The organism is Chromobacterium violaceum ATCC 12472, assembly GCF_000007705.1.
Classification (GTDB): domain Bacteria; phylum Pseudomonadota; class Gammaproteobacteria; order Burkholderiales; family Chromobacteriaceae; genus Chromobacterium; species Chromobacterium violaceum.
The window spans coordinates 1,216,593-1,242,532 of the sequence record NC_005085.1 but is presented as its reverse complement, the minus strand read 5'-3'; the positions used below and the strand labels follow the sequence as shown (position 1 = coordinate 1,242,532).

The 25,940-nt window shown below is 65.6% G+C and carries 22 protein-coding genes; 15 read left to right on the top strand and 7 right to left on the bottom strand.

From position 1 onward, the window contains the following. Positions 1–9: 9 nt before the first annotated feature. Positions 10–1,227 carry an MFS transporter gene (locus CV_RS05795; RefSeq protein ID WP_011134734.1) on the bottom strand — a complete coding sequence of 406 codons (1,218 nt, stop codon included), beginning with the start codon at positions 1,225–1,227 and terminating at the stop codon, positions 10–12. A 121-nt stretch (positions 1,228–1,348) separates the two neighbouring features. On the opposite strand from CV_RS05795, the gene CV_RS05790 reads away from it, so the two are divergent. Beyond that, the gene (locus tag CV_RS05790) at positions 1,349–3,007 is read left to right on the top strand and encodes an ABC transporter substrate-binding protein (RefSeq protein WP_043595594.1); all 1,659 of its coding nucleotides are present in this window, start codon (positions 1,349–1,351) and stop codon (positions 3,005–3,007) included. A gap of 108 nt (positions 3,008–3,115) precedes the next feature. Beyond that, complete coding sequence (locus tag CV_RS05785; protein WP_011134732.1) at positions 3,116–3,541, top strand: Hsp20/alpha crystallin family protein; 426 nt, start codon at positions 3,116–3,118, stop codon at positions 3,539–3,541. Positions 3,542–3,613: 72 nt separating this feature from the next. Here CV_RS05785 and pepN read toward each other — a convergent pair whose 3' ends face one another. Both pepN and CV_RS05775 read right to left on the bottom strand, forming a co-directional pair. Continuing rightward, positions 3,614–6,232: an aminopeptidase N gene (gene pepN / locus CV_RS05780; RefSeq protein WP_011134731.1), complete on the bottom strand. Its 2,619-nt coding sequence runs from the start codon at positions 6,230–6,232 to the stop codon at positions 3,614–3,616. Between the two features lie 94 nt (positions 6,233–6,326). Beyond that, positions 6,327–8,120: a M61 family metallopeptidase gene (locus CV_RS05775; protein ID WP_011134730.1), complete on the bottom strand. Its 1,794-nt coding sequence runs from the start codon at positions 8,118–8,120 to the stop codon at positions 6,327–6,329. Positions 8,121–8,581: 461 nt separating this feature from the next. Between CV_RS05775 and ccoN the strand changes: the two genes are divergently transcribed. The 6 genes from ccoN to CV_RS05745 all read left to right on the top strand — a co-directional run bounded on the left by ccoN (position 8,582) and on the right by CV_RS05745 (position 13,850). Beyond that, positions 8,582–10,006 carry a cytochrome-c oxidase, cbb3-type subunit I gene (ccoN, locus tag CV_RS05770; RefSeq protein ID WP_011134729.1) on the top strand — a complete coding sequence of 475 codons (1,425 nt, stop codon included), beginning with the start codon at positions 8,582–8,584 and terminating at the stop codon, positions 10,004–10,006. A 15-nt stretch (positions 10,007–10,021) separates the two neighbouring features. Continuing rightward, entirely contained in the window at positions 10,022–10,636 is a 615-nt protein-coding gene (gene ccoO, locus CV_RS05765) for a cytochrome-c oxidase, cbb3-type subunit II (protein WP_011134728.1), read from the top strand. 3 nt (positions 10,637–10,639) lie between these two features. Next, positions 10,640–10,831, top strand: a complete 192-nt coding sequence (locus CV_RS05760; RefSeq protein ID WP_011134727.1) for a cbb3-type cytochrome oxidase subunit 3 — start codon at positions 10,640–10,642, stop codon at positions 10,829–10,831. Then, positions 10,828–11,757 (top strand): cytochrome-c oxidase, cbb3-type subunit III, encoded by a 930-nt coding sequence (gene ccoP, locus CV_RS05755; protein WP_011134726.1) that lies wholly within the window; start codon positions 10,828–10,830, stop codon positions 11,755–11,757. The genes CV_RS05760 and ccoP overlap by 4 nt, the downstream gene beginning before the upstream one ends. Positions 11,758–11,881: 124 nt before the next feature. Then, a complete protein-coding gene (gene ccoG, locus CV_RS05750) occupies positions 11,882–13,315 on the top strand; it encodes a cytochrome c oxidase accessory protein CcoG (protein WP_011134725.1) in 1,434 nt (477 codons plus the stop codon). Between the two features lies 1 nt (position 13,316). Next, positions 13,317–13,850: a FixH family protein gene (locus CV_RS05745; protein WP_011134724.1), complete on the top strand. Its 534-nt coding sequence runs from the start codon at positions 13,317–13,319 to the stop codon at positions 13,848–13,850. 70 nt (positions 13,851–13,920) lie between these two features. On the opposite strand, the gene CV_RS05740 is transcribed toward CV_RS05745, so the two are convergent. Further along, complete coding sequence (locus CV_RS05740) at positions 13,921–15,123, bottom strand: MFS transporter (protein WP_011134723.1); 1,203 nt, start codon at positions 15,121–15,123, stop codon at positions 13,921–13,923. 90 nt (positions 15,124–15,213) lie between these two features. Here CV_RS05740 and CV_RS05735 point away from each other — a divergent pair, with 90 nt between their 5' ends. Further along, positions 15,214–16,890: an SgrR family transcriptional regulator gene (locus CV_RS05735; protein ID WP_011134722.1), complete on the top strand. Its 1,677-nt coding sequence runs from the start codon at positions 15,214–15,216 to the stop codon at positions 16,888–16,890. A 12-nt stretch (positions 16,891–16,902) separates the two neighbouring features. Here CV_RS05735 and CV_RS05730 read toward each other — a convergent pair whose 3' ends face one another. Both CV_RS05730 and CV_RS05725 read right to left on the bottom strand, forming a co-directional pair. Continuing rightward, on the bottom strand, positions 16,903–17,247 hold the full coding sequence (locus tag CV_RS05730) for a hypothetical protein (RefSeq protein ID WP_011134721.1): 345 nt from the start codon (positions 17,245–17,247) through the stop codon (positions 16,903–16,905). Beyond that, positions 17,247–17,723: a YbaK/prolyl-tRNA synthetase associated domain-containing protein gene (locus tag CV_RS05725; RefSeq protein ID WP_043595589.1), complete on the bottom strand. Its 477-nt coding sequence runs from the start codon at positions 17,721–17,723 to the stop codon at positions 17,247–17,249. The genes CV_RS05730 and CV_RS05725 overlap by 1 nt, the downstream gene beginning before the upstream one ends. 327 nt (positions 17,724–18,050) lie before the next feature. Between CV_RS05725 and CV_RS05720 the strand changes: the two genes are divergently transcribed. After that, complete coding sequence (locus CV_RS05720) at positions 18,051–18,671, top strand: glutathione S-transferase family protein (protein WP_011134719.1); 621 nt, start codon at positions 18,051–18,053, stop codon at positions 18,669–18,671. Positions 18,672–18,725: 54 nt separating this feature from the next. Here CV_RS05720 and CV_RS05715 read toward each other — a convergent pair whose 3' ends face one another. After that, positions 18,726–20,111: a tryptophanase gene (locus CV_RS05715; RefSeq protein ID WP_011134718.1), complete on the bottom strand. Its 1,386-nt coding sequence runs from the start codon at positions 20,109–20,111 to the stop codon at positions 18,726–18,728. 579 nt (positions 20,112–20,690) lie between these two features. Between CV_RS05715 and CV_RS05710 the strand changes: the two genes are divergently transcribed. The 5 genes from CV_RS05710 to CV_RS05690 all read left to right on the top strand — a co-directional run bounded on the left by CV_RS05710 (position 20,691) and on the right by CV_RS05690 (position 25,940). After that, positions 20,691–22,064 (top strand): peptide MFS transporter, encoded by a 1,374-nt coding sequence (locus CV_RS05710; RefSeq protein WP_043595586.1) that lies wholly within the window; start codon positions 20,691–20,693, stop codon positions 22,062–22,064. A 131-nt stretch (positions 22,065–22,195) separates the two neighbouring features. Beyond that, entirely contained in the window at positions 22,196–23,665 is a 1,470-nt protein-coding gene (locus CV_RS05705) for an ArnT family glycosyltransferase (RefSeq protein WP_043595583.1), read from the top strand. A gap of 14 nt (positions 23,666–23,679) precedes the next feature. Continuing rightward, on the top strand, positions 23,680–24,687 hold the full coding sequence (locus CV_RS05700) for a glycosyltransferase family 2 protein (protein WP_011134715.1): 1,008 nt from the start codon (positions 23,680–23,682) through the stop codon (positions 24,685–24,687). Further along, positions 24,684–25,073, top strand: a complete 390-nt coding sequence (locus tag CV_RS05695) for a GtrA family protein (protein ID WP_011134714.1) — start codon at positions 24,684–24,686, stop codon at positions 25,071–25,073. Before CV_RS05700 ends, CV_RS05695 begins: the two co-directional genes overlap by 4 nt. A gap of 54 nt (positions 25,074–25,127) precedes the next feature. Continuing rightward, a complete protein-coding gene (locus CV_RS05690; RefSeq protein ID WP_011134713.1) occupies positions 25,128–25,940 on the top strand; it encodes a ChbG/HpnK family deacetylase in 813 nt (270 codons plus the stop codon).

The window sequence follows — 25,940 nt, the reverse complement described above, 5'->3', positions numbered from 1 at the left end:
AACGCTTGATCATGACAAAGAACCCGGCAAAGCGGAAGCATCGATGCGGTTGGCCAGCCGCAATCCCCTCAGGCGCAGGCGCTCGCTGTACAGCGCCAGTCCCGCGCCGGCCACGCACAGCAGCGCCAGCGCGGCGAAGACCACCCAGGACGGGCCGCGGGACAACAGCGCGCCGACCATCGCCGGCCCCAGCGCGCCGCCCAGCGAGGCCAGGTTCTGCGCGCCGTAATAGCTGCCCTTCAACGCGTCCGGCGCGATGGCGTCGATGTACAGGTACTCGGCCGGCACCAGCACGATCTCGCCCAGGGTGAACAAGGCGATCGCCGCGCACATCAGCGGCAGGCTGTCGACATTGCCCAGCCACAGCATGCCGGCACCGATCAGCAGGAAACCGCCGACGATGGCCCGCATCAGCCGGTTAGGCTTCAGCAGCCGGCCCAGCGGGTATTGCAACAGCACCACCACCACGGCGTTGCAGCTGATCAGCGCCGACATCCAGCGCATCGCCTCCGCCTCGTCCATGCGCGTCAGCAGGAACAGCGGCAGGTAGCCGGAAAAACGGCCGTACACCACGTAGGCCAGCAGGCTGCTGACAGTGAACCACACCAGAACCCGGTCGCCAGCCAGCGTGCGCAGCGTGGCGGCGAAGCCGTCGGGCAGCGCCGCCGGGTCATGCCGCCGCTGCGGCAGCCTGGGCTGCGCCGCGAGGCCGGCCAGCGCCAGCAGGCCGCCCAGCCAATAAGGCGCCGTCTCGTGCCAGAACAGCATGCCGGCGCACAGCATCGGCCCCAGCGCCCAAGCCACATTGGCCAGCGTGTATCGCATCGAGAACGCCTTGCTGCGCCACCTCTCGGCCACCACGTCGCTGAGTATCGCCTTCACCGCGATGCTGTAGACCACCATCGCCAGCTCGCCCGCCGCCAGCGCCGTCACCACCGTCGCGTAGCCATGGCCGTAAGGCAGCAGCACGCTGCCCGCCGCCATCAGCAGCGCCGCGCCGCGCAGGGCCGGACCGCGCGGCAGCCGGTCCAGCCAGTAGCCGCCATACAGGCCGAACAGCGCGGAGCCGAGCAGCACCAGGGCCAGCAAGGTGCCGGTGGCCTGCACCGACAATTGCAATTGCTTGCCCAGCGCCAAGACCAGCAAGGGCGAGATCACCGCCCGCGACAGGGACAACAGGAAAGAAGACAGCAGCACGCGCCGCACCACGGGAGAACGCAGATCCACGACAACACCTTGTAAAGCGAAGGGAACCGCTGCAGTATTGCCGATAAAGCGGAATGTAAAAATGGATGAAAGTCCAAATAAATACTTCCGCTTTTATGCCGTCATTCACCCGGAAGCCCAAATGCGCCTGCAACAGCAATACGAGCAACTCTATCTGGCTTACGGCGACGCGCCGTCCCAGCCCGGCCTGTCCCAATTGGCCGAGCTGTGGCGGTGCAGCGAGCGCAACGCGCGGCTGCAACTGGCCAGAATGCGCGAGCAGGGTTGGCTGGAATGGCGGGCCGGCCGCGGCCGCGGCCATCGCTCCACCCTCAGCCTGCTGCGGCGTCCGGACGAGCTGGAATGGCAGCAATTGCAGCGCATGCTGGCGCGCGGCCAGCTGGAGCAGGCGTTCTCCCGGCTGGAGCCGGCGCGGCAGCAACGGCTGCTGGCCAGCCTGCCGCAGCACCTGGGCGCCGGCGACAGCGGCCGCAGCCTGCGCATTCCCATTCCGCACGCGCCGCTGACGCTGGACCCGCAGCGGGTCAACGCCCGGCTGGAGTCCCACCTGGTGCGGCAGATCTTCGACCGGCTGTGCCGCCACGACAGGCTGGGCCAGGTGTTGCGGCCAGCGCTGGCCCATCATTGGGAGGCGGATCCGGAAGGCAGAAACTGGCGCTTCTGGCTGCGGCCCGGCCTGCGCTTTCACGACGGGGGACCGCTGGATGCCGAAACCGCCGCCGCCAGCCTGCTCAGGCTCAAGCAGCCGGACAATCCCTATCACGCGCTGTACGCCCATCTGCGGCGGGTGGATGTCCACGACGCGCTATCGTTCAGCTGCCGGCTCACCGAAGCCGATCACCTGTGGCCGCAGCGGCTGGCCACCGCCAACGCCTCCATCGTGCCCATGCGCCGCAGCCAGGATTTCGAACGCATGCCGGTGGGCAGCGGACCGTTCCGCGTCGAACTGCACAGCCCGCAGCGGCTGAAACTGGCCGCGTTCGAGCAGCATTACCGCGAGCGGGCGCTGCTGGACAGCATCGAGCTGTGGATCATTCCCTCCCCGGCGGAGCAGGATTTCCATCTGCGGCTGGAATACGGCAGCCAGCGCGGCGCCACCATGCTGCAGTCCGCCTGCACCTACCTGATGCTGTCGCCGACCAGCCGCCGCATTCCGGCCGGGCAGCGGCTGCCGCTGATGCGCTTCCTGGCCGAACCCCATCCTGTGGCCGCCTGCGACGAGCGCGCGCCGGCGCTGGGCCTGCAGCCGGGCTGGCGCCATCCTCGCCCGGCGCCGTCCCCGCCGCCGAGGCTGGACGCGCAGCGGCTGACGCTGTTCCACTACGACCTGCCCTGCTTTCCGCCGCTGGCGGCGGCGCTGGCCGAGCGCCTGTCGCGGCTGGGCATCGGGCTGGACATCCGGTGCCTGACGCGGCGCGAGTTCTTCGACAGCGCCGCCTGGCGCGGCCAGGCCGACCTGATCCTCAGCAGCGAGCTGCTGCACGACGACCGCGACTACGGCATGTTCGAGTGGCTGAGCGGCTGCAGCACGCTGCAGCTGGGCCTGTCGCCCGACGCCTCCGCACGGCTGGAACGCGATATGCGCGGCTTGAAGGCGGAAGCGGAACGCGCCGCGCGCCAGGACGGCTACCGCCGCGCCGGCGACTGGCTGGTGGCCGAGGGCTGGATGCTGCCGCTGTCGCACGAGACGCTGGGCCATGACGCCAGCCCGCAGCTGGCCGGCCTGCAGCTGGGCGGCAACGGCTGGACCGATTTCGCCGGGCTGTGGCTGCGCGCTTGACGCCGGTCAAATCCCGGTTCGGCGGCACTTGAATCCCGGGGGCACCGTCCCTATCTTCGACAACAGGACGGCATCCGCCGTAAGCCCATGAACTGAAAGGAGAACCAGATGAGCATGCTGCCTGCCCGCCATAGCCTGTTTGACGAGTTTTTCCGCGATTTCACCCCGGGTTTCCTCGTCAAGCCGCTGCACGGCGACGCGCTGCCGTCGCAGATCAAGATGGACGTCAAGGAAACCGGCGAGGCTTACCAGGTGGAGGCCGAACTGCCCGGCGTCGGCAAGGAGGACATCCATGTCGAGATCGACGGCGCGCTGGTGACGATCAAGGCCGAGATCAAGCAGTTCGACCAGCAAGGCAAGGATGAGCGTTCGCTGCGCAGCGAACGCTATTACGGCCTGGTGTCGCGCAGCTTCCAGCTGCCGCAGGAGATCGACCGCGACGCCGCCGGCGCCAAATATGAGAACGGCGTGCTGAGCCTGACCCTGCCCAAGCGCCGCAACAGCGGCGTCGGCCAGCGGCTGAGGATAGAATAAGCGCCTCGCCCATGGCGGAAATGCAAAACGCGCCGGATAAACCGGCGCGTTTTGCATTGCCTGGCGCAGCGATCAGGCCAGGATCTTGGACACGATCTCGTACACGTCCTTGGACAGCTCGGCCTGGGCCATGCGTTCCAGCTCGGCGCGCATCAGCGCCCGGCGCGCCGGCTCCAGCTTCTGTAGCCGCCGGAAGGCGCGGGTCAGGCCGCTGGCGGCCTGCGGATTGATAGTATCCAGCTCCAGGATGCGGTCCGCCAGGAAGCGGTAGCCGCTGCCGTCGGCGGCGTGGAAGTGGTACAGGTTGGCGCCGAAGGCCCCCAGCAGCGAACGCACCTTGTTCGGGTTCTTGATGCTGAACGCCGGATGCTGCAGCGCCGCCTCCACGCGCTGCAGCGTGCCTTCCAGCTGGCTGCCGCCGATCAGCATGAAGAACTTGTCCATCACCAGCGCCTCGTTCTGCCAACGCGAGGCGAAATCGGTCAGGCAATCGTCGCGCTCCTGGCCGTCGCGGTCGCGCAGCGCCAGCAGCGCGCCCATCTGGTCGGTCATATTGTCGGCGTCGCGGAACTGCTTGGCCGCCATTTCAGCCGGCCAGGCGTCGTCCAGCCGGTTCAGCATCCACAAGGCGCGGTTCTTCAGGCTGCGCTTGCCGGAATCCTGGGTCTTGTACTCGCGGGTGAGGTTGAGCTCGTAAGCCTCGCGCCATTCGCCGCGCAGCGCCTGCGCCAGCTGGTCCAGCACGAATTCGCGCACCCGGTGGATGACCGCCGGATCGGCGACCTCCACCATTTCCAGGATTTCGCCCTCGGTCGGCAGGTTCAACATCAGCGCCTTGAACGCCGGATCCAGGCCCAGATCCTTCAGCACCGCGCGGAAGGCCCCAATGAAGGTGTCGGACAGCTTGAGTTCGCGGCCGGCGGCCACGTCGGCGATCAACTGCCGGAACAGGCGCTCGGCGAAGATCTGGCCGGCTTCCCAGCGGCAGAAGCTGTCGCTGTCGTTGGCCATCAGGAACACCAGCTGGTCGTCGCGCCAGTCGTACTCCAGCTTCACCGGCGCGGAGAAGCCGCGCAGCAGCGAGGGCACCGGCTCGGCCGGGATGCCGACGAAGGTGAAGCTCTGCTCGGCGGCCTTGACGTCCAGCACCCGCGAGGTGCCGACAGCCTCGGTTTCGCCGGCCAGGCGCAGCGGCAGGTCCTGGCCGTCCGCGCCCACCAGGCCCAGGGCCAGCGGGATGTGGAAGGGCAGCTTGTTCTGCTGCCCCGGCGTGGCCGGGCAGCTCTGCTTGACGGTCAGCGTGTAGCTTTGCTCGGCCGGGTTGTAGCGCGAGGAGACGGCCAGGCGCGGCGTGCCGGCCTGGCTGTACCACAGCGCGAACTGCGACAGGTCGACGTCGTTGGCGTCGGCCATCGCGGCGCGGAAGTCATCGCAGGTGACGGCCTGGCCGTCATGGCGCTTGAAATACAGGTCCATGCCCTTGCGGAAGCCGTCGCGGCCCAGCAGGGTTTCATACATCCGCACCACTTCCGCGCCCTTCTCGTACACGGTCATGGTGTAGAAGTTGTTCATCTCGATGTAGCTGTCCGGGCGGATCGGATGCGCGGTCGGGCCGGCGTCTTCCGGGAACTGCGCCATGCGCAGGCCCTTGACGTCCTCGATGCGCTTCACCGCGCGGCTGTAGATGTCAGCGCTGAATTCCTGGTCGCGGTAAACGGTCAGGCCTTCCTTCAGGCTCAGCTGGAACCAGTCGCGGCAAGTCACGCGGTTGCCGGTCCAGTTGTGGAAGTATTCGTGGCCGATCACCGCCTCGATGTCCTCGAAGTCGGAATCGGTGGCGGTATCCTGGCGGGCCAGCACGTACTTGGTGTTGAAGATGTTGAGGCCCTTGTTCTCCATCGCCCCCATGTTGAAGTCCCCGACCGCGACGATCATGTAGATGTCCAGGTCGTACTCCAGGCCGAAGCGCTCCTCGTCCCACTTCATCGAGTGCTTGACCGACTCCATCGCATGCGCGGTCTTATCCTGGTCGGCCGGCTCGGTCCAGATCTCCAACGCCACTTCGCGGCCACGCATGGTGACGAATTTGTCGCGCAGCGCCGTGAGCTTGCCCGCCACCAGCGCGAACAGATAGGACGGCTTGCGGTAGGGATCCACCCATTTCACCCAGTGGCGCTTCTTGTCCACCATGCCCTCGCCCACCTTGTTGCCGTTGGACAGCAGCACCGGGTACTTCTGCTTGTCGGCCTTGATGGTGGTGGTGAACTTGGCCATCACGTCCGGACGGTCCAGGTAGTAGGTGATCTTGCGGAAGCCTTCCGGCTCGCACTGGGTGAACAGATTGCCGCTGGACGCGTACAGGCCCATCAGGCTGGTGTTGGCCGCCGGATCCAGCTCGGTTTCCACTTCCAGGATGAAGCTGTCCGGCACCTGGCGCACGGTCAGCACGTCCTCTGCCAGCGCGTAGCGGCTCTCGTCCAGCTTCTCGCCGTCCAGCAGCACCGCCAGCAGCTTGGCGCTGCCGTCCAGCTTCAGGTCGCGCTCGGCGGATTCGCCGTTGCGGGTCACCACCAGCCGCGACTGCACGCGGGTGGACTCGTCCTCGACGTCGAACACCAGGTCGACGCGGTCGATCAGGAAGGCCGGGGCCTGGTAATCCTTGCGGTACTTCACTTCCGGCTGTTGAGCCATTCGTGTCTCCTTGCGGTCCGGCTCGTGGCCGGTCTCTTTCATAGACGGCGCGGCGCCGGGTCGGCGCCGCTCTTGGTCGAAATAGGCCGTTCTGTCAGCGGCCTGCAATCCATTTGCCGCCGCCCGCGTCCAGCTTGAGGCGGCAGGTATCCTCGGGCGCGGCTTGCGGCGCGACCTCGAAAGTCATCAGTTCGTCGCGGCGGAAAGCGTGCAGCTTGATCTTGTCGCCCGCCGCGAAACGGGCAATCTGCTTGTCCAGATCGTAGGCGCGCAGCTTGTCCACCGCCACCACCACGTCGCCGCCGGACAGGCCGGCCGCCTGCGCGGCGCCGCCATCCAGCACCTGGAGCAGCTTGACGCCGGCGGCGTCGGCCGCGGTCTTGACGCCCAGCGTCAGCGGCGCCGGCTTGCCGGCGAAGGCGTCCACCACGCCGCCGCGGTCGGACGCGCCCTGCGCGGCTTCGAACTTCAGCTCCACGCCCTGGCTCTTCAGCAGTTCGGCCAGCGGCAGCTCACCGGTGCTGCGCAGCGCCAGGTCGAAGAACGGTTTCAGCTTGAGGCCGGTGGTTTCGATCGCGATCTTTTCCCATTCGCCTTCTTCCAGCCCCTTGCCGTCGGCCAGCCATTTGGCCCACAGCGCGCGCATCACGTCGTCCAGCGACTGCTTGCCCTTGCTGTCGCGGCGAATCAGCAGGTCCAGCGCCAGCGCGGCCAGCGAGCCCTTGGTGTAGTAGCTGACGATGCTGTTGGGGCTGTTCTCGTCCTGGCGGTAGTACTTGGTCCAGGCCTCGAAGCTGGACTGCTCGAGCGTCTGCTTCAGGCGGCCGGCGCCGCGCTGCACGCCGGTGATGGTTTCGGCCAACAGGCCCAGGTAGCGCTTCTCGTCGATCAGGCCGCAGCGGACCAGGGTCAGGTCGTCGTAATAGGAGGTGATGCCCTCGAACGCCCACAGCAGGCGGGTCATGCCTTCGCGGTTCAGGTCGTACGGGGTGAACGCCGCCGGCTTCATCCGCTTGACGTTCCAGCTGTGGAAGTATTCGTGGCTGATCAGGCCCAAGAGCTTCAAGTAGCCGTCGCCGATCTCGGCCGCGCCCGGCGCGGGCAGGTCGTCGCGGTTGGCCACCAGCGCGGTGGACGCGCGGTGCTCCAGGCCGCCGTAGATGTCCTTGCCGACGAAGAGCATGAACACGTAGCGGTCGAACGGCGCCGGCTCGCCGAACAGCTTGATCTGGCATTCGCAGATCTTGCGGGTGTCTTCGGCCAATCGTTTCAGCTCGCCCTGGAAGCGGCCGGAGACGACGAACTCGTGCGGCACGCCGCAGGCCTTGAAGCTGACCTTCTTGAAATCGCCCATTTCCACCGGGTGGTCGATCAGCTCGTCGTAGTCGGCGGCGCGATAGCGGCCAAAGCCGGTCTTCTTCTTGACGTCCTCGGCCGGCAGGCTGGTGGCGACTTTCCACTCGGCGTAAGCCTTGCCCTCGGGCGCATGGATGTCGACGGTGCAGGCTTCGCCCTCGTAGCCTTCCGCCGCCAGGAACACGCTGGTGCCGTTGAAGAAGCCGCGCTCGCCGTCGAGGTAGGCGCCGCGCACCGACAGGTCGAAGGCGTAAACCTGATAGCGCAGCGTCAGCGCGCCCTTGGCCGGCGCAGCCTGCCAGCGGTTCTTTTCCAGCTGCCGCAGCGCCACCGGTTTGCCGCCGGCGCTGGCCGCCATCCCGACGATGTGCTTGGAAAATTCACGGATCATATAACTGCCGGGAATCCACGCCGGCAGAAAAAACACCTGGCCATCCTTGGCTGGATGCGAGATGGTGACAGTTGCCTCGAACAGATGCGCCTCCGGCGAAACCGGGCGCAGCGTGTAGTGTACTGGGACGGGTTGAGTCATGATCGGCCTGCGAGCGTTGCAAAACTTGATGATTCTAGCATTTCCGCGATTTCGGCGGTGGCCCTCGTGGCGTATTGATCCATGTCAAGAAGTCATACCGACAGGCCAATACAATTGCATGCGTGGCAACATGTACTATTCGTATTGCTACCCTCGTCATACCGCGAGAATTAGGACAGACAGGAATCGATCCAAGCCGGCTATGCAACTGGCTCGCATAAGGCATTTGATTTAGAATAACGGCATTGGATGCATGGAAATTTGGTGCTATCGAAAAGGCTTCCGAACTGCTAATACAGACATCAAAGCTTATCGGTACAGGTCAAGCACCTGATTCGACTTTTCGCAAAACGGTTCCCCGCGGCTTGCTTTTCCAATTCTCCAGATAGGGATGAAGCCGGAAAGTTCAAGTCGCCTTGGTTTGTCATGTTCTGAGTTAGCAACCTTGGAGAAAACCTTAAATGGAAACGCAATCCACTTATAACTATAAGGTGGTGCGCCAATTTGCCATCATGACCGTAGTTTGGGGCATAGTCGGCATGTTGGTGGGCGTCATCATTGCGGCCCAGTTGGTGTGGCCGGAGCTCAATTTCGGGCCCTGGTTCCACTTCGGCCGCCTGCGCCCCTTGCACACCAACGCCGTCATCTTCGCCTTCGGCGGCTGCGGTCTGTTCGCCACCTCCTACTACGTGGTGCAGCGCACCTGTAACGTCAGGCTGATTTCCGACAAGCTGGCCGCCGTCACCTTCTGGGGCTGGCAGCTGGTGATCGTGCTGGCGGCCATCACGCTGCCGCTGGGCTTCACCACCTCCAAGGAATACGCTGAACTGGAATGGCCGATCAAGCTGCTGATCGCCGTGATCTGGGTGATCTACGCGATCGTGTTCTTCGGCACCATCGCCATCCGCAAGGTCAAGCACATCTACGTGGCCAACTGGTTCTACGGCGCCTTCATCCTGGCCGTGGCCCTGCTGCACATCGTCAACTCCGCCTTCGTGCCGGTGACCATGTGGAAGTCCTATTCGGTCTACTCCGGCGCCGTCGACGCGATGGTGCAGTGGTGGTACGGCCACAACGCGGTGGGCTTCTTCCTGACCGCCGCCTTCCTCGGCATGATGTACTACTTCGTGCCCAAGCAGGCCGGCCGCCCGGTCTACTCCTACCGCCTGTCCGTGGTGCACTTCTGGGCGCTGATCTTCACCTATATGTGGGCCGGTCCGCACCACCTGCACTACACCGCGCTGCCCGACTGGACCCAGTCCGTCGGCATGGTGTTCTCGCTGATCCTGCTTGCGCCGTCCTGGGGCGGCATGATCAACGGCATCATGACCCTGTCCGGCGCCTGGCATAAGCTGCGCACCGATCCGGTGCTGAAGTTCCTGGTGGTATCGCTGTCGTTCTACGGCATGTCCACCTTCGAAGGCCCGATGATGTCGATCAAGACCGTCAACGCCCTCTCCCACTACACCGACTGGACCATCGGCCACGTGCACTCCGGCGCGCTGGGCTGGGTGGGCTTCATCACCATCGGCTCGATGTACTACCTGATTCCGCGCCTGTTCGGCCGCGAAACCATGCACAGCGTCAAGCTGATCGAGGCCCACTTCTGGCTGGCCACCGTCGGCGTGGTGCTCTACATCGCCGCGCTGTGGATCTCCGGCGTGATGCAGGGCCTGATGTGGCGCGCGCTGAATCCGGACGGCACCCTGACCTACGCCTTCGTCGAAGCGGTGAAAGCCACCTACCCGTACCACACGGTGCGCCTGCTGGGCGGCTTCCTCTACCTCTCCGGCATGCTGCTGATGGCTTACAACACCTACCGCACCGTCGTCGCAGGCCGCGCCGTCGATGCCAAGATTCCGGCCATCACCGCAGAAGCACATTAACAGGCGAGAATAATCATGGACAGAATCCAGAAACTGATTGAAGAGCATGTGGGCTGGCTGATCGTGCTGACCCTGCTGGTGGTCAGCGTGGCCGGCCTGGTGGAAATCCTGCCGCTCGCGTTCCAGAAATCCGTGACCGAACCGGTGGCCGGCGTCAAGCCGTTCACCGCCCTGCAGCTGGCGGGCCGCGACATCTACATCCGCGAGGGCTGCACCACCTGCCACACCCAGATGATCCGCCCGTTCCGCGCCGAAACCGAACGCTACGGCCACTACTCGGTGGCCGGCGAATCCGTGTACGACCATCCGTTCCTGTGGGGCTCCAAGCGCACCGGCCCCGACCTCGCCCGCGTCGGCGGCCGCTATTCCGACGAATGGCACCGCGTGCACCTGAACAACCCGCGCGACGTGGTGCCGGAGTCCAATATGCCGGCCTTCCCGTGGCTGTCCAAGAACCTGGCGGACGCCGACGTGGTGCCCAAGAAGATGGAAGCCCTGCGCCTAGTCGGCGTGCCGTACACCGACAAGGACATCGCCGAGGCGAAGTCCCAGGTGGAGGGCAAATCCGAACTGGACGCCGTCGTCGCCTACCTGCAAGGCCTGGGCCTTGCCGTGAAGAACAGGCGCTAAGCCATGGACTGGGTCACTTTCGGGCGTTCGCTGTTCACCGTGGTCTGCTTCGCCTTCTTCATCATGGTGTTGATCATGGCCTACAGCAAACGCTCCAAGAACCGGTACGAGGAAGCGGCCAACCTGCCCTTCCTGGACGACGACAAGGTAGAGGAAGCCACGCATGACGAGGCTTCCCACGGAGCAAGAAAATGAGTCAATTCACAAGCGGTTTCTGGAACATCTGGATCATCGTGATCGTGCTGGGCGGCATCATCGGCCTGACGCTGCTGGTGTTCACCCAATCCAAGACCACGGTCAAGAAGGGCGAGGAAGTCGACATCACCGGCCACATCTGGGACGGCGACCTGGCCGAGTACAACAACCCGCTGCCGCGCTGGTGGATGCTGATGTTCTACATCACGCTGATCTTCGGCATCGTCTACCTGGCGCTGTATCCCGGCCTCGGCGACTACAAGGGCCTGTTCGGCTGGACCCAGGTCGACCAGTACAAGGCGGAAAGCAAGGCTGCCGAGCTGAAATACCAGCCCTTGTACGACAAGTATCTGAAGCAGGACCTGAAATCGGTCGCCGCCGATCCCAAGGCGCAGGAAATGGGCCGCCGCCTGTTCCAGACCTACTGCGTGCAGTGCCACGGCGCGGACGCCCGCGGCGCCAAGGGCTTCCCCAACCTGGTCAGCCATGACTGGATGTACGGCGGCGAGCCGGACACCATCAAGACCACTATCCTGAATGGACGCCACGGCCAGATGCCGGCCTGGGGCGCCGCTTTCGGCGAGGAAAAGGTCAAGGATGTGGCCAACTACGTGATGTCGCTGTCCGCTCACAAGAAGAAGTACGACGCGGAGCGCGCCGCCCGAGGCAAGGAAACCTTCGCCGCGGTATGCGCGACCTGCCACGGTCCGGACGGCAAGGGCAACCAGCAGCTGGGCGCGCCCAACCTGACCCACCCGTCCGGCAGCTGGCTGTACGGCGGCACCGAGAAGGCCATCATCGAAACCATCACCAACGGCCGCAACGGCCAGATGCCGGCCTGGAAGGACTTCCTCGGCGAAGGCAAGGTCCACTTGCTGGCCGCCTACGTCTGGAGCCTGTCCAACAACCCGAAGGCCCAGCAGTAACACGCTTCGCCATCGCGCGCCGCCCGCCCCGAGCGGGCGGCGCGCTTCGCCTCCCACCCACCCAGAGGCTTTGGTAGAGCGCATCGCCCGGTGAGTTTCACCAAACCCTCTTCAGGAAAACGACATGTCCGAATCGCTGAAGAAAATTCCGATCAAGGTTGAAGCCGCCGGCCAGGACAAAGAAACCGTCTCGCTGTACGAATCCCAAAAGAAAATCTACGTCCGCGCCGCCAAGGGCATGTTCAACAATCTGCGCATCCTGTTCGTGCTCGGCACCCAGCTGGTCTACCTGGGCCTGCCCTGGCTGCAATGGAACGGCCGCCAGGCGGTGCTGTTCGACCTGGCGGACCGCAAGTTCTACCTGTTCGGCCTCACCGTCTGGCCGCAGGACTTCGTCTACCTGGCCGCGCTGTTGATGTGCTGCGCCTTCGGCCTGTTCACCTGGACCACCATCGCCGGCCGGCTATGGTGCGGCTACTCCTGTCCGCAGACGGTGTACACCGAGATCATGCTGTGGATAGAACAATGGGTGGAGGGCGACCGCAACAAACGCATCAAGCTTGACGCCTCGCCGATGGGCTTGCGCAAGCTCAGGCTGAAGTCGACCAAGCACTTCATCATGATCGCGTTCTCGCTGTGGACCGGCTTCACCCTGGTCGGCTATTTCACGCCGATCCGCAGCCTGGTCGCGGCGCTGCCCACCTTCGGCTACGGCCCGTGGGAAACGTTCTGGATGTTCTTCTACGGCGGCTTCACCTATCTGTTCGCCGGCTTCATGCGCGAGCAGGTGTGCAAGTACATGTGCCCCTACGCCCGCTTCCAGAGCGTGATGTTCGACGCCGACACGCTGATCATCTCCTACGACGAGGCCCGCGGCGAGCCGCGCGGCGCGCGCAAGAAGGGCACGGATCCGAAGGAGCAGGGCCTGGGCTCCTGCATCAACTGCAGCATCTGCGTGCAGGTGTGCCCGGTGGGCATCGACATCCGCAACGGCCTGCAATACGAGTGCATAGGCTGCGCCGCCTGCATCGACGCCTGCGACGAAGTGATGGACAAGATGGGCTACCCGCGCGGCCTGATCCGCTACACCACCGAGAACGCGCTGGAAGGCAAGTACCCGGAAAAGGAAATCGCGTCGCGGCTGAAACGGCCCCGCGTGGTGCTGTACATGCTGGTGCTGAGCGCGGTGATCATCGCCGCCGTCGCCTCGCTGGCGATGCGCAAGCCGTTCAAGGTGGACATCCTGCGCGACCGCGCGTCGCTGGTGCGCGAGACCGATGAGGGCTGGCTGGAAAACACCTACATCATCAAGATCATCAACACCACGGAACATCCGCAGCAATTCCGCATCACAGCGGAAGGCCTGCCCGACATCAAGGTCAAGACCGAAACGCCGCTGGTGGCCATTCCCGCCGCCGCCACCGACAGCGCCACCGTGCACGTGGAGGCCGACCCGCAGTACGCGACCAAGGGCAGCCACCCGATCCGCTTCATCGTAGAATCCGCCGGCGATCCCTCGCTGCGGGTAGAAGAAAAATCCAGCTTCATCGGAGAATGACATGCAACACACCGCCCACCACCCCGCCCGCCCCTGGTACAAGGAGCCCTGGCCCTGGATACTGTTCGGCCTGCCGGCGGTGTCCGTGGTCGTCGGCATCTTCTTCCTGATGGCGGCGATCAAGTCCGACGACGGCCTGGTCACCGACGACTATTACAAGAAGGGCAAAGCGATCAATATGGAGCTGCGCCGCGACAAGGCCGCCGCCCAGATGGGCCTGTCCGCCCAGCTGATGTTCGGCAGCGACGGCCGCAGCCTGCGCCTGGTCACCGCCAGCAAGGTCAAGCTGCCGGACACCCTGTCGCTGCGCATGATCCACCCGGCCCAGGACGATTACGACCTGTCCGCCGTGATGACCATGGCCGGCCCCAATCTGTACCAGGGCATCCTGCCCAAGATCCCGGTCAACGCCAATCACTGGTACGTGCAGCTGGAAGACCATGACAAGAAATGGCGGATCCAGGGCGAGTGGAAGCCCGGCTCGGGACAGATGGTGATGCTGGGCCAGCCCCATCTGGAGCCGGCCGAGCACTGAGCGCCAAACTCGCATCCCTATCGAAACGGCCCGCAAGCGGGCCGTTTTCTTTGCCTGGCCGACGGCTGGACTACGCCACCGCCCTCACCCGGCTGAGCCAGGCAAGCGCGCCCGCGCCCGCCTGCCACGCCGCCGTCGCCAGCATCAAGTCCCGCAGCGGCATGCCGGCCGACAACACGCCGCCCAAAACCAGCGCCAGCGGCATCAGCAGCTTGAACAAGGAGCCGGTCAGCCCGGACACGCGGCCGATCAGCGCCGCGGGCGTCGCCTCCTGCCGGTAGCTCCACACCCCGACATTGCCGCACACCACGACAAAGCTCTGCAGCGCCATCGCGCCCGCCAGCCACGGCATCTCGCTCAACACCGCCTGGGCCGCCATGCCGCCGGCTTCCAGCAGCAGCGCCAGACAGATCATCCGTCCCAGGCCCAGCGCCGCTCTCACCCTCGCCACGCACAAGCCGGCCGCGATGCCGCCCGCGCCGGCGCAGCCGAACAGCAGTCCCAGTTGGCTGGGCGAGAAGCCGAGCTGGTCGCGGGCGCGAAACAAGAACAAGACCTCGGCCACGCCGGCCGCGCCATTGGCCAGCACCACCACCCAGCTCAACTGCCACAGCGCCGCGTTGCCGCGCAGTGTCCGCCAGCCGGCGGCCAGCTCCGCCAGAAAGCGCCGCTCGCCGGCCTGTCCCGGCCCTTGCGCCGGCACCCTGGCCATCAGCGCCGCCGACAACAAGAACATCAGCGCCGGCGCGCCCAGGCTCCAGTGCGGGCTGGCCCAGGCGATCAGCAGGCCGGACAGCATCGGGCCGCTGACGGCGAACACGTCGAACAAGCTGCCCAGATAGCCATTGGCCTGCACCAACTGCGCCGGCGGCACGCTCTCTTTCACCAGCGCCATCCGGCAGATGGCGGTCACGTAGTTGCACAGCATCACGCAGAAGGTCAGCGGATAAAACAGCCATGCAGCCATCCGGCCGCCGGCCAACGCCAGCGCGCAAACGCCCAGCAGCGCAGCCATCACCAGCAAGGCACGCTGCGCCCAGCTGCGGCGGCACACCCGGTCCACCCACACGCCGATGAACACCGCCAGCAGCAGATTGGGCAGAAACTCCACCGCGCGCAGATTGCTCATCGCCGCCAGCGAATGGGTCAGCTCGTACAGGATCAAGGGCAGCGCCAACTGGTAGATCTGGCCGCCCAGCGCTAGCAATGCGGTGGATGCGAACAAGCCGGCGAACACCGGCTGCCGCCATAAAGAAGAAGAAACCGCGGACATGCGCGCTCCATGACATTTGACAGAAGCGGCAGTATCCGGCACAAAAGCGGGAACAAAAACGGAACAGATCAAAGCCATTCCTCCCCTTTTATGCGCCTGCTCCAACACTACCAGCGCCTGAGCCTGGCCTTCCCCGCGCACGACGGCCCGGCGCGGCTGGCAGACATCGCCGCCGCCCTGCATTGCAGCCCGCGCCATGCCCGCGAACTGCTGCAGAGCATGGCGGCAAACGGCTGGCTGCGATGGCTACCCGGCCTGGGGCGCGGCCATCCGTCGCGGCTGCGCCTGCTCGCGCCGACAGGCCAGTTGGAAACGGAAGCGGTGCGCGCCCACCTGGCCGCTGGCGACATCGAAAAGGCGATGCGCTTGCTGCCCGCAGCCGCCCGCAGCCAAGTGGCCGAGCTGCTGCCCGCTTATCTCGGCGTGTCGCCGGCCGAACCGCAAACGCTGCGCCTGCCCTTCTACCGGCCGCTGCACAGCCTGGACCCGGTCCGGATCAATCGCCGCACCGAATGCCACCTGATCCGCCAGATCTTCGACGGCCTGACCCGCTACAACCGCGCCCAGGGGGAAATCGTCCCGGCGCTGGCCCACCACTGGAGCCATGACGGCGCATGGCGGAACTGGCGCTTCCATCTGCGCCCCGGCGTCGCCTTCCACCATGGCCGCGCGCTGGATGGCGAAGACGTCCGCCAGAGCCTGCTGCGCTTGCGCGACGAGGCCGGTCCGCACCAGGGCCTGCTGCTCCATATGGAAAATGTGAGCCTGCCCGCGCCGCTGACCGTCGACATCCGCCTGGCCCGCCCCGACGCCTTGCTGCCGCGGCGGCTGGCCGACAGCGCCGCCACCATCCTGCCGCGCGACCGCTGGCCGCAAGCCGACTTCGGCCGCTTCCCCATCGGCACCGGCGCGTTCAAGCTGGAAGCCAACAACGACTACCGCGCCACGCTGCGCGCCTTCGACCGCCACTGGAAAGAAAGGCCGCTCTTGGACGCCGTGGATATCTGGGTGGTGGACGATCCGGATGTGCGGGCCCGGCTGGATGCCCGCTTCTGCCACCCGGATAAGCCCGCAGTCCGGCCATCACTGCAGCAACTGGAGGCCGGCTGCAGCTATCTGGCCGCGAACCCGGCCCGGCTGGACGCCGCTCAACGGCGGACGCTGGCCGACTGGCTGCACCCAACCGTCTGGCAAGCCGCGCTTGCCGGCGAGCCGGCGCTGGGCATGCTGCCGCAATGGCGGCACCGCCCGGCGCCCGTCCAGCCGCAGCCCCCGCGCCTGCCGCCGACGCTGCGGCTGGTCACCTACCAACTGCCGGCCCATATCGAGCTGGCCGAGGCCGTGGCGCGCCGCTTGCGCGACATTGGCAGCCGGATCGCGCTGACCGTCATGTCCTATCCCGATTTCGCCCGCTACGACTGGCTAGATGACGCGGACCTGCTGCTGACCGGCGAAGTGATGGCCGACGATGTGGATTTCGGCGTCTACCAATGGCTGTGCCAGGATGCCGGCTATCGCCATTGGCTGGAAGAAGGGACTCGACAAAAAATCCGGCTAACGGAAAGAAGACTGGCGATGGAACCGGACGCGGAGCGGCGCTGGCAAGGCTACGAAGCGCTGGCGCGAACGCTGGTGGAGGAAGCCAGCCTGATTCCGCTGCGGCATCATGTCCAGACGATGGAATTCGCGCCGCAGCTGCGGGGCGTCACGCTGGCGCAGTGCGGCTGGATGGATTTCGGCAAAGCGTGGCTGGCTCCCCCGCTCTGAGCAAGCCCTGGCTCAGATGGCGGCGTCCGAGTGATAACGCAGCCAGAAAGCCTCGCGGCAGCCGTTGTCGAAGCTTTTGCTCATCGGCTCGATGCCCGGCGAGCTGCCCAGCTCCAGCACTTCATAGGTGATCCAGCTCTCGGCGCAGGCCTGCTCGCTAGGGTAATCATCCACCTCGATGCGGCGGCGGATCGCCACGCCGTTGTCGAAGCGGTACACCCGCTCCTGCAAGCTCACTTCGCAATCGGCCTCGCGCCAGCTGTCGCGCCGCTCCTCGCGGCCGACGATGCGTTCCGCGCCGGCGCCGCCCATGATCGCCCGCGCGTAGCCGGCCAAGGGTTCGCTCGCGCCGTCCATCACGCGCTCTCCTTGCGAATGTCGGTCAAGAGCGGCCGGGCCAGGCGGCGGTAATCGTCGCCGTCCAGCACGATGGACGCGTCCAGCCGCCCGGCGTTGAAGGCGATCTCCCGATAGCGCGCCAGCAACTGCGGATCCGCCACCAGGCGGATGGAAGGATCGAAACTGAACGGCGGGATGGCGCCGATCACGCAGCCGGTCGCCGCCTCGGCGTCGGCCGCATCCGCCAGCTTCACCTTGCGCGCGCCGACGGCGGCGGCCACCTTGGCGAAATCCACCCGCTCGTCGCCGGGCAGCACCGCCAGCACGAACTGGCCAGGCGCGTCCGCCACCCGGCACAGCATCGCCTTGGCGCCCTGCCCCACCTCGGTGCCGCGTATCTCCGCCACCTTGTGCGAATTGCCCTCGGCCGGATGTTCTATCACCCGGAAGCGGGCGTCGCCCGCTTCCAGCATTTTCCGCAAACGTTCAAACACGGCACACTCCTCACGCGCATACCAGATATTTCCAAACAACATGAGGCCGGAAAGCGAATCGGCAAGCCCCGGCCATGCTTGCGGCTCTGGCCACGACGGACTGGACGAGGCCGCGCGGCAAGGCGGGCGTTGGCGATGCGCGCGCAGCTTCTCCGCCAGACTGAGTCCCTTGCCCCCGCGCCTGGGCCTGCCTTGCCCAGCGTCCCATCCGGCCGTTCCGCTTGCCCGGCGCGCGCCGTCCATGCATGATGCATGACCAGGCAGTAGCCGGGAGACCGTCCCGCCGCGCGCCTGCGCCGCAGCCACCACATAGAAAGGTTGGAGATCATGTCGAAAGAGCTCGTCTTCTATACCAACCCGCAGTCGCGGGGCAATATCGTGCACTGGATGCTAGAAGAAGTGGGCGCGCCCTACCGCCCGGTGCTGCTGGAATACGGCGCGTCGATGAAGGCGCCGGAGTATCTGGCCATCAATCCGATGGGCAAGGTGCCGGCCATCCGGCACGGCGACCAGGTGGTCACAGAAGGCGCGGCCATCTGCGCCTATCTGGCCGACGCTTTTCCCGAAGCCGGCCTCGCGCCGGCGCCCGCCGAGCGCGGCGATTATTATCGCTGGCTGTTTTTCGCCGCCAGCTGCGTGGAACACGCTTGGACCAACCAGGCCGCCGGCTTCACGCCCACCCAGGAGCAGCAGCGCATGTTCGGCTACGGTTCCTACGAGGCGACGATGAATGCGCTGGCCAAGGCGGTGGCCGGCCGCCGCTATATCGCCGGAAACCGCTTCAGCGCGGCCGACGTCTATGTCGGCCGCACGATAGGCTACGGCATCGATTTCGGCAATATGCGCGACTGGCCGGAACTGGTTGCCTACTGGGACGGCCTGAAAGACCGGCCGGCCCTGCTGCGCGCCGCCGAGCAGGCGGCCCGGTGGCAGGCCGGCAAGGCTTAAGCTCCCTGGCGACGCCGGCAGCGGGGGGCCTTCCGCCCCCCGCGCCAGGCCCCGCTACGCCGGCCGCAGCCGCGCGGTGAAGTGGCGCAATATCGGCGGCTCGTAGTCGAAAACCAGCCCTCTCACCCCCGCCGCGCGCCGCTTCACGTCTATCAGGCAGTCGGCGATGTAGTCCATATGGTCGTTGGTGTAGACCCGCCGCGGTATCGTCAGCCGCATCAGCTCGAACGGCGACGGCTCCTGCCGGCCGGTCTGCGGATGGCGCCCCAGCAGCAGCGAACCGATCTCCACCGCCCTAACGCCGCCTTCCAGATACAGCTCGCAGGCCAGCGCGTGCGCGGGGAACTGCCCGGCCGGGATATGCGGCAGCAGCCGCGCGGCGTCGACGAAGACCGCGTGGCCGCCGGTCGGGGTCTGGATCGGCACGCCGCCCTCGCGCAGCCGCTCGCCCAGGTAGGCCACCTGGCCGATGCGATAGCTCAGGTAAGCGTCATCCAAGCCCTCCTTCAGGCCGATGGCCAACGCCTCCATGTCGCGGCCGGCCAGGCCGCCGTAAGTGATGAAGCCCTCCATCGGCACGCAGCGCACCTGCACCGCGCGGAACAGCGCCTCATCGTTCTTGAAGCAGCACAGGCCGCCGATATTGACCAGCCCGTCCTTCTTGGCCGACATGGTGAACATGTCGCCGTAATCGAACATCTCGCGCACGATGGACGAGATGGCAACGCCGGCATAGGCCGGATCCCGTTCGCGGATGAACCAGGCGTTCTCGGCGAAGCGCGCCGCGTCGATCACCACCGGAATGCCCTTCGAACGGGCCAGTGCGCTGGCCGCGCGGATATTGGCCATCGACACCGGCTGGCCGCCGGCGCTGTTGCAGGTGACGGTGACGATGATGGCCGCGACGTTTTCCCCCTCGGCCTCGACGATCTCGCCCAGCCGCGCCAGATCGAAGTCGCCCTTCCAGTCGTAGGCCGCGCCAGTGTCCAGCGCTCGCGGCGTCAGCGCGTTGACCGCGCGCGCGCCGGCCAGCTCGACATGGGCCTTGGTGGTGTCGAAATGGTAGTTGGACAGAAACACCGGCCGCTCGCCGCGGCAGCGCTTCACCAGCTCCGGAAACAGGATCTGCTCGGCGCCGCGCCCCTGGTGGGTGGGAATGGTGTGCGCGTAGCCGAACAGCTCGCGCACGGTGTCGGCCAGCCGCAGGAAGTTGCGGCTGCCGGCGTAGGCCTCGTCGCCCATCATCAGGCCGGCCCACTGGCGGTCGGACATCGCGCCGGTGCCGCTGTCGGTCAACAGATCGATATAGACATCCTCGGCCTTCAACAGGAAGGGATTCCACCCGGCCTCCTGCAGCGCCTGGCGGCGGTATTCGGCGGTGGTTTGGCGGATCGGCTCCACCATCTTGATGCGGAACGGTTCGGGAATGCGTCGTGCCATGGTCTTCTCCTCGGCGCGGTCGCGCCGTCCGCTCGAAGGCGGACAGGGCGGCGGCCAGCCGTCATGCGATCGAAACAAATAGGGAACGTTTGCCGGAGGAGATCAGGCGTGCGGAAAGTCGAACGTCAGGATGATGTCGACGGTATACCAGTTGGGACGCAGGCCATTGAGGTGAGTCAGCGCCTGGCCAGCATGGGGTTCGATGTTCATCGCCACACCTTGAGGCAGTTGCACGGTCGCCCGGACGCGGGCGCAACCTCAAGATAGGCCAGAATTGTCAGACTGCGCAACAATCATCAACTAACAGAAACAATCAGGGCATTGATTTGTATACATTCAACAATAGCCGACATGCAATAAACTCATAAAACTTAGAGTATTGACTAGCAAAAAATCATCCATAAAGAAAAGCATTTGCTCTATTTATTACAATGTAATTGATCTTGTTTAAAAAAAATTTTCACATCTCAACATTTAATCGATATGATCTTGCGCTGCCTACAAAATCCAAGGCATGCATAAAAAACAAAAAACACCGCTCGTTGCTGGTGATATCTCAAGTCACTCGAAGGAACCCTTATGTCTACACAATCGCATCCCAAGGGGCTTTATCTGCTCTTTGTGACGGAGATGTGGGAGCGCTTCAGCTACTACGGCATGCGCGCCATCTTCACCCTGTACATGATCAAGGCGCTGCTGTTCGACAAGGCCCATGCTTCGGACATCTACGGCACCTATACCGGCCTGGTCTATTTCACCCCGCTGATCGGCGGCTACATCGCCGACCGCTACTGGGGCAACCGCCGCTCCATCCTGGCCGGCGGCGTGCTGATGGCCATCGGCCAGTTCATGCTGTTCTTCTCCGGCTCGCTGCATGAAACCAATGTCGCCGCCGCCTCCTGGCTGCTGTACGGCGGCCTGGGCATGCTGATCGCCGGCAACGGCCTGTTCAAACCGAACATCTCGTCCATGGTCGGCCAGCTGTACGCCCCGGGCGACAAGCGCGTGGACTCCGCCTTCACCATCTTCTACATGGGCATCAACACCGGCTCGCTGATCGCGCCGCTGGTTTGCGGCACCCTGGGCGACACCGGCAATCCCGCCGACTTCAAATGGGGCTTCATGGCCGCCGGCTTCGGCATGCTGCTGTCGCTGGTGGTGTTCACCCTGTTCAAGAACCAGTACCTGGTGACCCCGGAAGGCAAGCCGATCGGCATGGCGCCCAAGCGTCACCACGACAGCGGCGAAAAAGTGGTGCACGCGCCGCTGACCAGCATCGAGAAGCAGCGCCTGGCGGTGATCCTGATCGTGTCCGCCTTCGTGATCTTCTTCTGGTCCGCCTTCGAGCAGGCCGGCGCCTCGCTGACCTTCTTCGCCGAAGAGCAGACCAACCGCAACCTGATGGGCTACGTGATCCCGGCCTCCTTCTTCCAGTCGCTGAACCCGATTTCGGTGGTGATTTTCGCGCCGATCTTCGCCTGGATCTGGACCAAGCTGGGCAGCAAGGGCATGGAGCCCTCCTCTCCGGCCAAGATGGCGCTGGGCCTGTTCTTCCTGGCGCTGGGCTATCTAGTGATCGCCTTCGGCGTCGACGGCCTGGCCCCGGGCGTCAAGGTCAGCATGCTGTGGCTGGTCAGCCTGTACGTGCTGCACACCTTCGGCGAACTGAGCCTGTCTCCTATCGGCCTGTCGCTGGTGGTGAAGCTGTCCCCGGCCCGCTTCACCGGCCTGATGATGGGCATCTGGTTCCTGTCGTCGTCCGCCGCCAACAAGTTCGCGGGCACGCTGTCCGAGCTGTACCCGGACCCGGCCAAGCCGGTGCCGCACTTCCTCGGCTACGCGGTCACCAATCTGCACGACTTCTTCATGCTGTTCGTGATGATGGCCGGCGCCAGCTCCCTGGTGCTGTTCGCGCTGTCTTCGGTGCTGAAGAAGATGATGCACGGCCGCTGAGCCGCCGCTTACCCGATCCAAGCCAACGCCGCCTCCGGGCGGCGTTTTCGCTGGCGGGACGGAAGACGCCGGTCCCGGTCTGTGATAGCCTTGCGCCGATCCTCTACCCCGTTTTGAAAACAAGTTTACGGATGAATACCGCTGCCACTTCCTCCTGGCGGAAGGCGGCCGGCTACGCCTTGCTGGCGCTGCTGGCCATCCGCCTGCTGGCGCTGTGGGCGATCCCGCTCACCGACACCACCGAGGCCCGCTACGCCGAGATCGCCCGCAAGATGCTGGAAACCGGCAATTGGGTGACGCCGCTGCACGACTACGGCGTGCCGTTCTGGGCCAAGCCGCCGCTGTCCACCTGGCTGTCCGCAGCCAGCATGGGCCTGTTCGGCGTCAACGAGTTCGCCGCCCGCCTGCCCGCGCTGCTGCTGGCCATCGGCGCGCTGTGGCTGACGGCAGATCTGATGCGCCGCCGCGCCGGCAACGACGCCGCGATGGCCGCCGCGCTGATCTTGGGCGGCGGCCTGCTGTTCTACGGCGCGGCCGGCACCGTGATGACCGATCCCTCGCTGATGTTCTGCGTCACGCTGAGCCAGGTGGCGTTCTGGCATGCGATGAGCGGCGGCGGCCGGCCGTGGCGTTACGCCTTCTTCGCCGGCCTGGGCCTGGGCCTGTTGGCCAAGGGGCCGCTGGCCGTGGTGCTGGTGGGCATGCCCATCTTCGTCTGGGTATTGGTCCGCAATCAATGGAAAGCGCTGTGGCGCGAGCTGCCCTGGATATCCGGCACCCTGCTCGCCGCGGCCATCGCCCTGCCCTGGTACACATGGGCGGAAATCCGCACGCCGGGCTTTCTCAACTACTTCATCATGGGCGAACACGTCAGCCGCTTCCTGGACGCTGGCTGGAAGGGCGACAAGTACGGCTTCGCCCACGCCACGCCGCGCGGCATGATCTGGCCTTATGCGCTGGGCGCGCTGTTTCCATGGTCCATCGCCATGCTGGCCTGGCTGGCCAGCCGGGCGCGCCGACTGCCGGCCATCGTCCGCGCCGGCGAAAACGACGGCTGGCTGCTGTATGTCTCCTTGTGGACCGTGATGACGCTGCTGTTCTTCACGATGTCCGGCAACATCATCTTCCCGTACTCGCTGCCGATGCTGCCCGGCGCGGCGCTGCTGATGGCGGAGCTGTGGCATCGCGGCCGCGACGAGCGCGCCGGCCGCGCGCTGCCGTGGCTGGCGCTGTCCTCCGGCCTGCTGGTGCTGGCGGCGATCGGCCTGCAATGGCATGACGGCGCCAGATATTTCCGCACCCAGAAGCCGGTGATAGCCGCCTGGCGCCAGCAGCAGCCCGCGCCGCAGGCGACGCTGTTCTACTGGGACAGCCGCCGCGAGTTCTCCGCGGAGTTCTACAGCCAGGGCCGGGTGCGCACCACCGCCGACGCGCACGCGCTGGCCCCGCAGCTGGCAGCCCATCCGGGCAGCTGGATCGTCACCGAGCAGCGCGACTTCGCCAGCCTGCCGCCGGCCATCGCCGCGGGCTATCTGAAGGCCGGAGAGTTTCCGGTGATGAAAGACAGGATGTTGCTGCTCAAGCCGGCGACAGCCCATTGACTGCGAAGACCACCATGACCGACGCACGCAACTTCGTACCGCCCTACCTGCTGGAACTGCACGCCGCCGAACGGCCGGCCGACCCGCTGGTCAGCTGCCTGATCCCGGCCTACAACGAGTCGGAAAACATCGTGCCGATGCTGGAGACGCTGCACCGGCTGCTGTCGGCGCACGGCTATCGCCACGAACTGGTGGTGGTGGACGACGGCAGCCGCGACGACACCGTGCCCAAGGCGCTGGAAGCCGCCAAGCGGCTGCCGGTGACGCTGATCCAGCTGTCGCGCAATTTCGGCAAGGAAATCGCGCTGACCGCCGGCATCGACAATATCGGCGGCGATGTCGCGGTGCTGATAGACGGCGACTTCCAGCATCCGCCGGAAATGGTGCCGGTCTTCCTCGCCAAATGGCGCGAGGGCTATGACATGGTCTACAGCGTGCGCGCCAACCGCGACGGCGAAACCCTGGCCAAGCGCGCGTTCACCCGCGTGTTCTATGCGCTGCTGAACAGCGGCGCGCCGCTGAAAATCCCGGAAAACACCCAGGATTTCCGGGTGCTGGACAAGAGCATCCTGGAGGCGCTCAGGCGCATGCCGGAGCGCAACCGCTTCATGAAGGGCCTGTACAACTGGGTGGGCTTCACCCAGCTGGCGATGGAGACGCAGACGCGGGAACGCCGCGCCGGCAAAAGCAGCTTCAATTTCCGCAGCCTGTTCAATCTGGGCCTGACCGGACTCACCGCCTTCTCCAACATGCCGCTGCGGATCTGGACCCTGGTCGGCTGCGTGATCTCGCTGCTGTCCATCGGCTACGCGATCTGGGAGCTGGTGCACACGCTGCTGTTCGGCAACCCGGTCAGCGGCTGGCCGACGCTGGCGGTCGCCGTCACCTTCCTCGGCGGCGTGCAGCTGCTGTCCATCGGCATACTCGGCGAATACGTCGGCCGCATCTTCAACGAAGTCAAGGGCCGGCCTACCTATTTGATCAGCCGCATCGCCAAACCCAGGGACGAGCGGGACGAATGAAAAAGCAGTTGTTCTGGTTCGGCGTCGTCGGCGTATCGGCGATGCTGCTGCACTTCGCGCTGGTGACGCTGGTTCTGGTGCCGCTGGGCGCGCCGCCGCTCGCCGCCAACGTGCTGGGCTTCCTCGGCGCCTTCCAGCTCAGCTACTGGGGCCACCGCCGCTTCACTTTCGAAGCCGGCCACGTGCCGCACCGCCAGGCGCTGCCGCGCTTCTTCGGCGTGTCCTGCCTGAGTTTCTGCGTCAACGAGGCGATGTATTTCGCGCTGCTGCGCTACGCGCCGCTGGATTACCGGGTTTCGCTGGCCATCGTGCTGTTCGCGGTGGCGGCGCTCACCTTCCTGCTCGGCAAGCTGTGGGCCTTCGCCTCCGCGCCACAAACAAATTAACGCCCGGCCGGCTCGCTCGGTAAACTTTCCCGCCAGCCACCGGTCATACCGCCCATGACGAAACGATTGACACTCTGCGCCGACGACTTCGCCCAGTCCGGCAGCATCAGCGCCGGCATCCTGCAACTGGTCGATGCCGGCCGCCTGTCCGCCACCAGCGTGCTCTGCCAGTCGCCGCTCTGGCCAGAGCTGGCCGGCGAGATCAAGGCGCGGGCCGATCGCGTCGATGTCGGCTTGCATTTCAATCTCACCCACCCGTTCGACGCGCCGGTCAAGCCGCTGTCTCACTGGCTGATGAAGAGCCAGTTGCGCCAGCTGTCGCAGGCTGCGCTGCGCGACGAGGCGCTGGCGCAGATCGACAGGTTCGCAGAGCACTACGGCCGCTTGCCGGACTTCGTCGACGGCCATCAGCACGTGCACGCGCTGCCGGTGATACGCGACGCGCTGTTCGACGCCATCCGGCGGCGCTGGCAACAGGATGCGCCGCCCTACCTGCGCTCGCCCGACAAACTGGGCCATCCCGGCGACAACCGGCTGAAGGCGCTGGTGCTGCGCAGCGTGTGCACCAATTTCGACGAGCAGGCGCGCGAGCGCGGCTTTTCCACCTCGCCGTGGTTCGGCGGCATGTATTCGCTGAGCCCGCAGGCGGATTTCGCCGGTCTGATGCAGGCCTGGCTGGCCCGCGCGCCGGACCGCGCGCTGATCATGTGCCATCCCGGCCTGCCCACCAACGACGCCTCCGACCCCATCGCCGCCAGCCGCGGCCGCGAATTCGATTTTCTCTCCGGCAGCGCCTTCGCCGAGCTTTGCCTCAAGCACAAGGTCGGCATCGCCCGCTTCCAGCCCGAGCCCGCCATCGCCGCCTAA

Coding starts and splice junctions, on each gene's coding strand:
- CV_RS05695 (WP_011134714.1), top strand. CDS start 24,684: ATGAAAAAGCAGTTGTTCTGGTTCGGCGTCGTCGGCGTATCGGCGATG.
- CV_RS05700 (WP_011134715.1), top strand. CDS start 23,680: ATGACCGACGCACGCAACTTCGTACCGCCCTACCTGCTGGAACTGCAC.
- ccoG (WP_011134725.1), top strand. CDS start 11,882: ATGTCCGAATCGCTGAAGAAAATTCCGATCAAGGTTGAAGCCGCCGGC.
- CV_RS05730 (WP_011134721.1), bottom strand. CDS start 17,247: ATGGACGGCGCGAGCGAACCCTTGGCCGGCTACGCGCGGGCGATCATG.
- CV_RS05760 (WP_011134727.1), top strand. CDS start 10,640: ATGGACTGGGTCACTTTCGGGCGTTCGCTGTTCACCGTGGTCTGCTTC.
- CV_RS05690 (WP_011134713.1), top strand. CDS start 25,128: ATGACGAAACGATTGACACTCTGCGCCGACGACTTCGCCCAGTCCGGC.
- CV_RS05785 (WP_011134732.1), top strand. CDS start 3,116: ATGAGCATGCTGCCTGCCCGCCATAGCCTGTTTGACGAGTTTTTCCGC.
- CV_RS05715 (WP_011134718.1), bottom strand. CDS start 20,111: ATGGCACGACGCATTCCCGAACCGTTCCGCATCAAGATGGTGGAGCCG.
- CV_RS05705 (WP_043595583.1), top strand. CDS start 22,196: ATGAATACCGCTGCCACTTCCTCCTGGCGGAAGGCGGCCGGCTACGCC.
- CV_RS05745 (WP_011134724.1), top strand. CDS start 13,317: ATGCAACACACCGCCCACCACCCCGCCCGCCCCTGGTACAAGGAGCCC.
- pepN (WP_011134731.1), bottom strand. CDS start 6,232: ATGGCTCAACAGCCGGAAGTGAAGTACCGCAAGGATTACCAGGCCCCG.
- CV_RS05790 (WP_043595594.1), top strand. CDS start 1,349: ATGCGCCTGCAACAGCAATACGAGCAACTCTATCTGGCTTACGGCGAC.
- CV_RS05720 (WP_011134719.1), top strand. CDS start 18,051: ATGTCGAAAGAGCTCGTCTTCTATACCAACCCGCAGTCGCGGGGCAAT.
- CV_RS05740 (WP_011134723.1), bottom strand. CDS start 15,123: ATGTCCGCGGTTTCTTCTTCTTTATGGCGGCAGCCGGTGTTCGCCGGC.
- CV_RS05735 (WP_011134722.1), top strand. CDS start 15,214: ATGCGCCTGCTCCAACACTACCAGCGCCTGAGCCTGGCCTTCCCCGCG.
- ccoO (WP_011134728.1), top strand. CDS start 10,022: ATGGACAGAATCCAGAAACTGATTGAAGAGCATGTGGGCTGGCTGATC.
- ccoN (WP_011134729.1), top strand. CDS start 8,582: ATGGAAACGCAATCCACTTATAACTATAAGGTGGTGCGCCAATTTGCC.
- CV_RS05710 (WP_043595586.1), top strand. CDS start 20,691: ATGTCTACACAATCGCATCCCAAGGGGCTTTATCTGCTCTTTGTGACG.
- CV_RS05775 (WP_011134730.1), bottom strand. CDS start 8,120: ATGACTCAACCCGTCCCAGTACACTACACGCTGCGCCCGGTTTCGCCG.
- ccoP (WP_011134726.1), top strand. CDS start 10,828: ATGAGTCAATTCACAAGCGGTTTCTGGAACATCTGGATCATCGTGATC.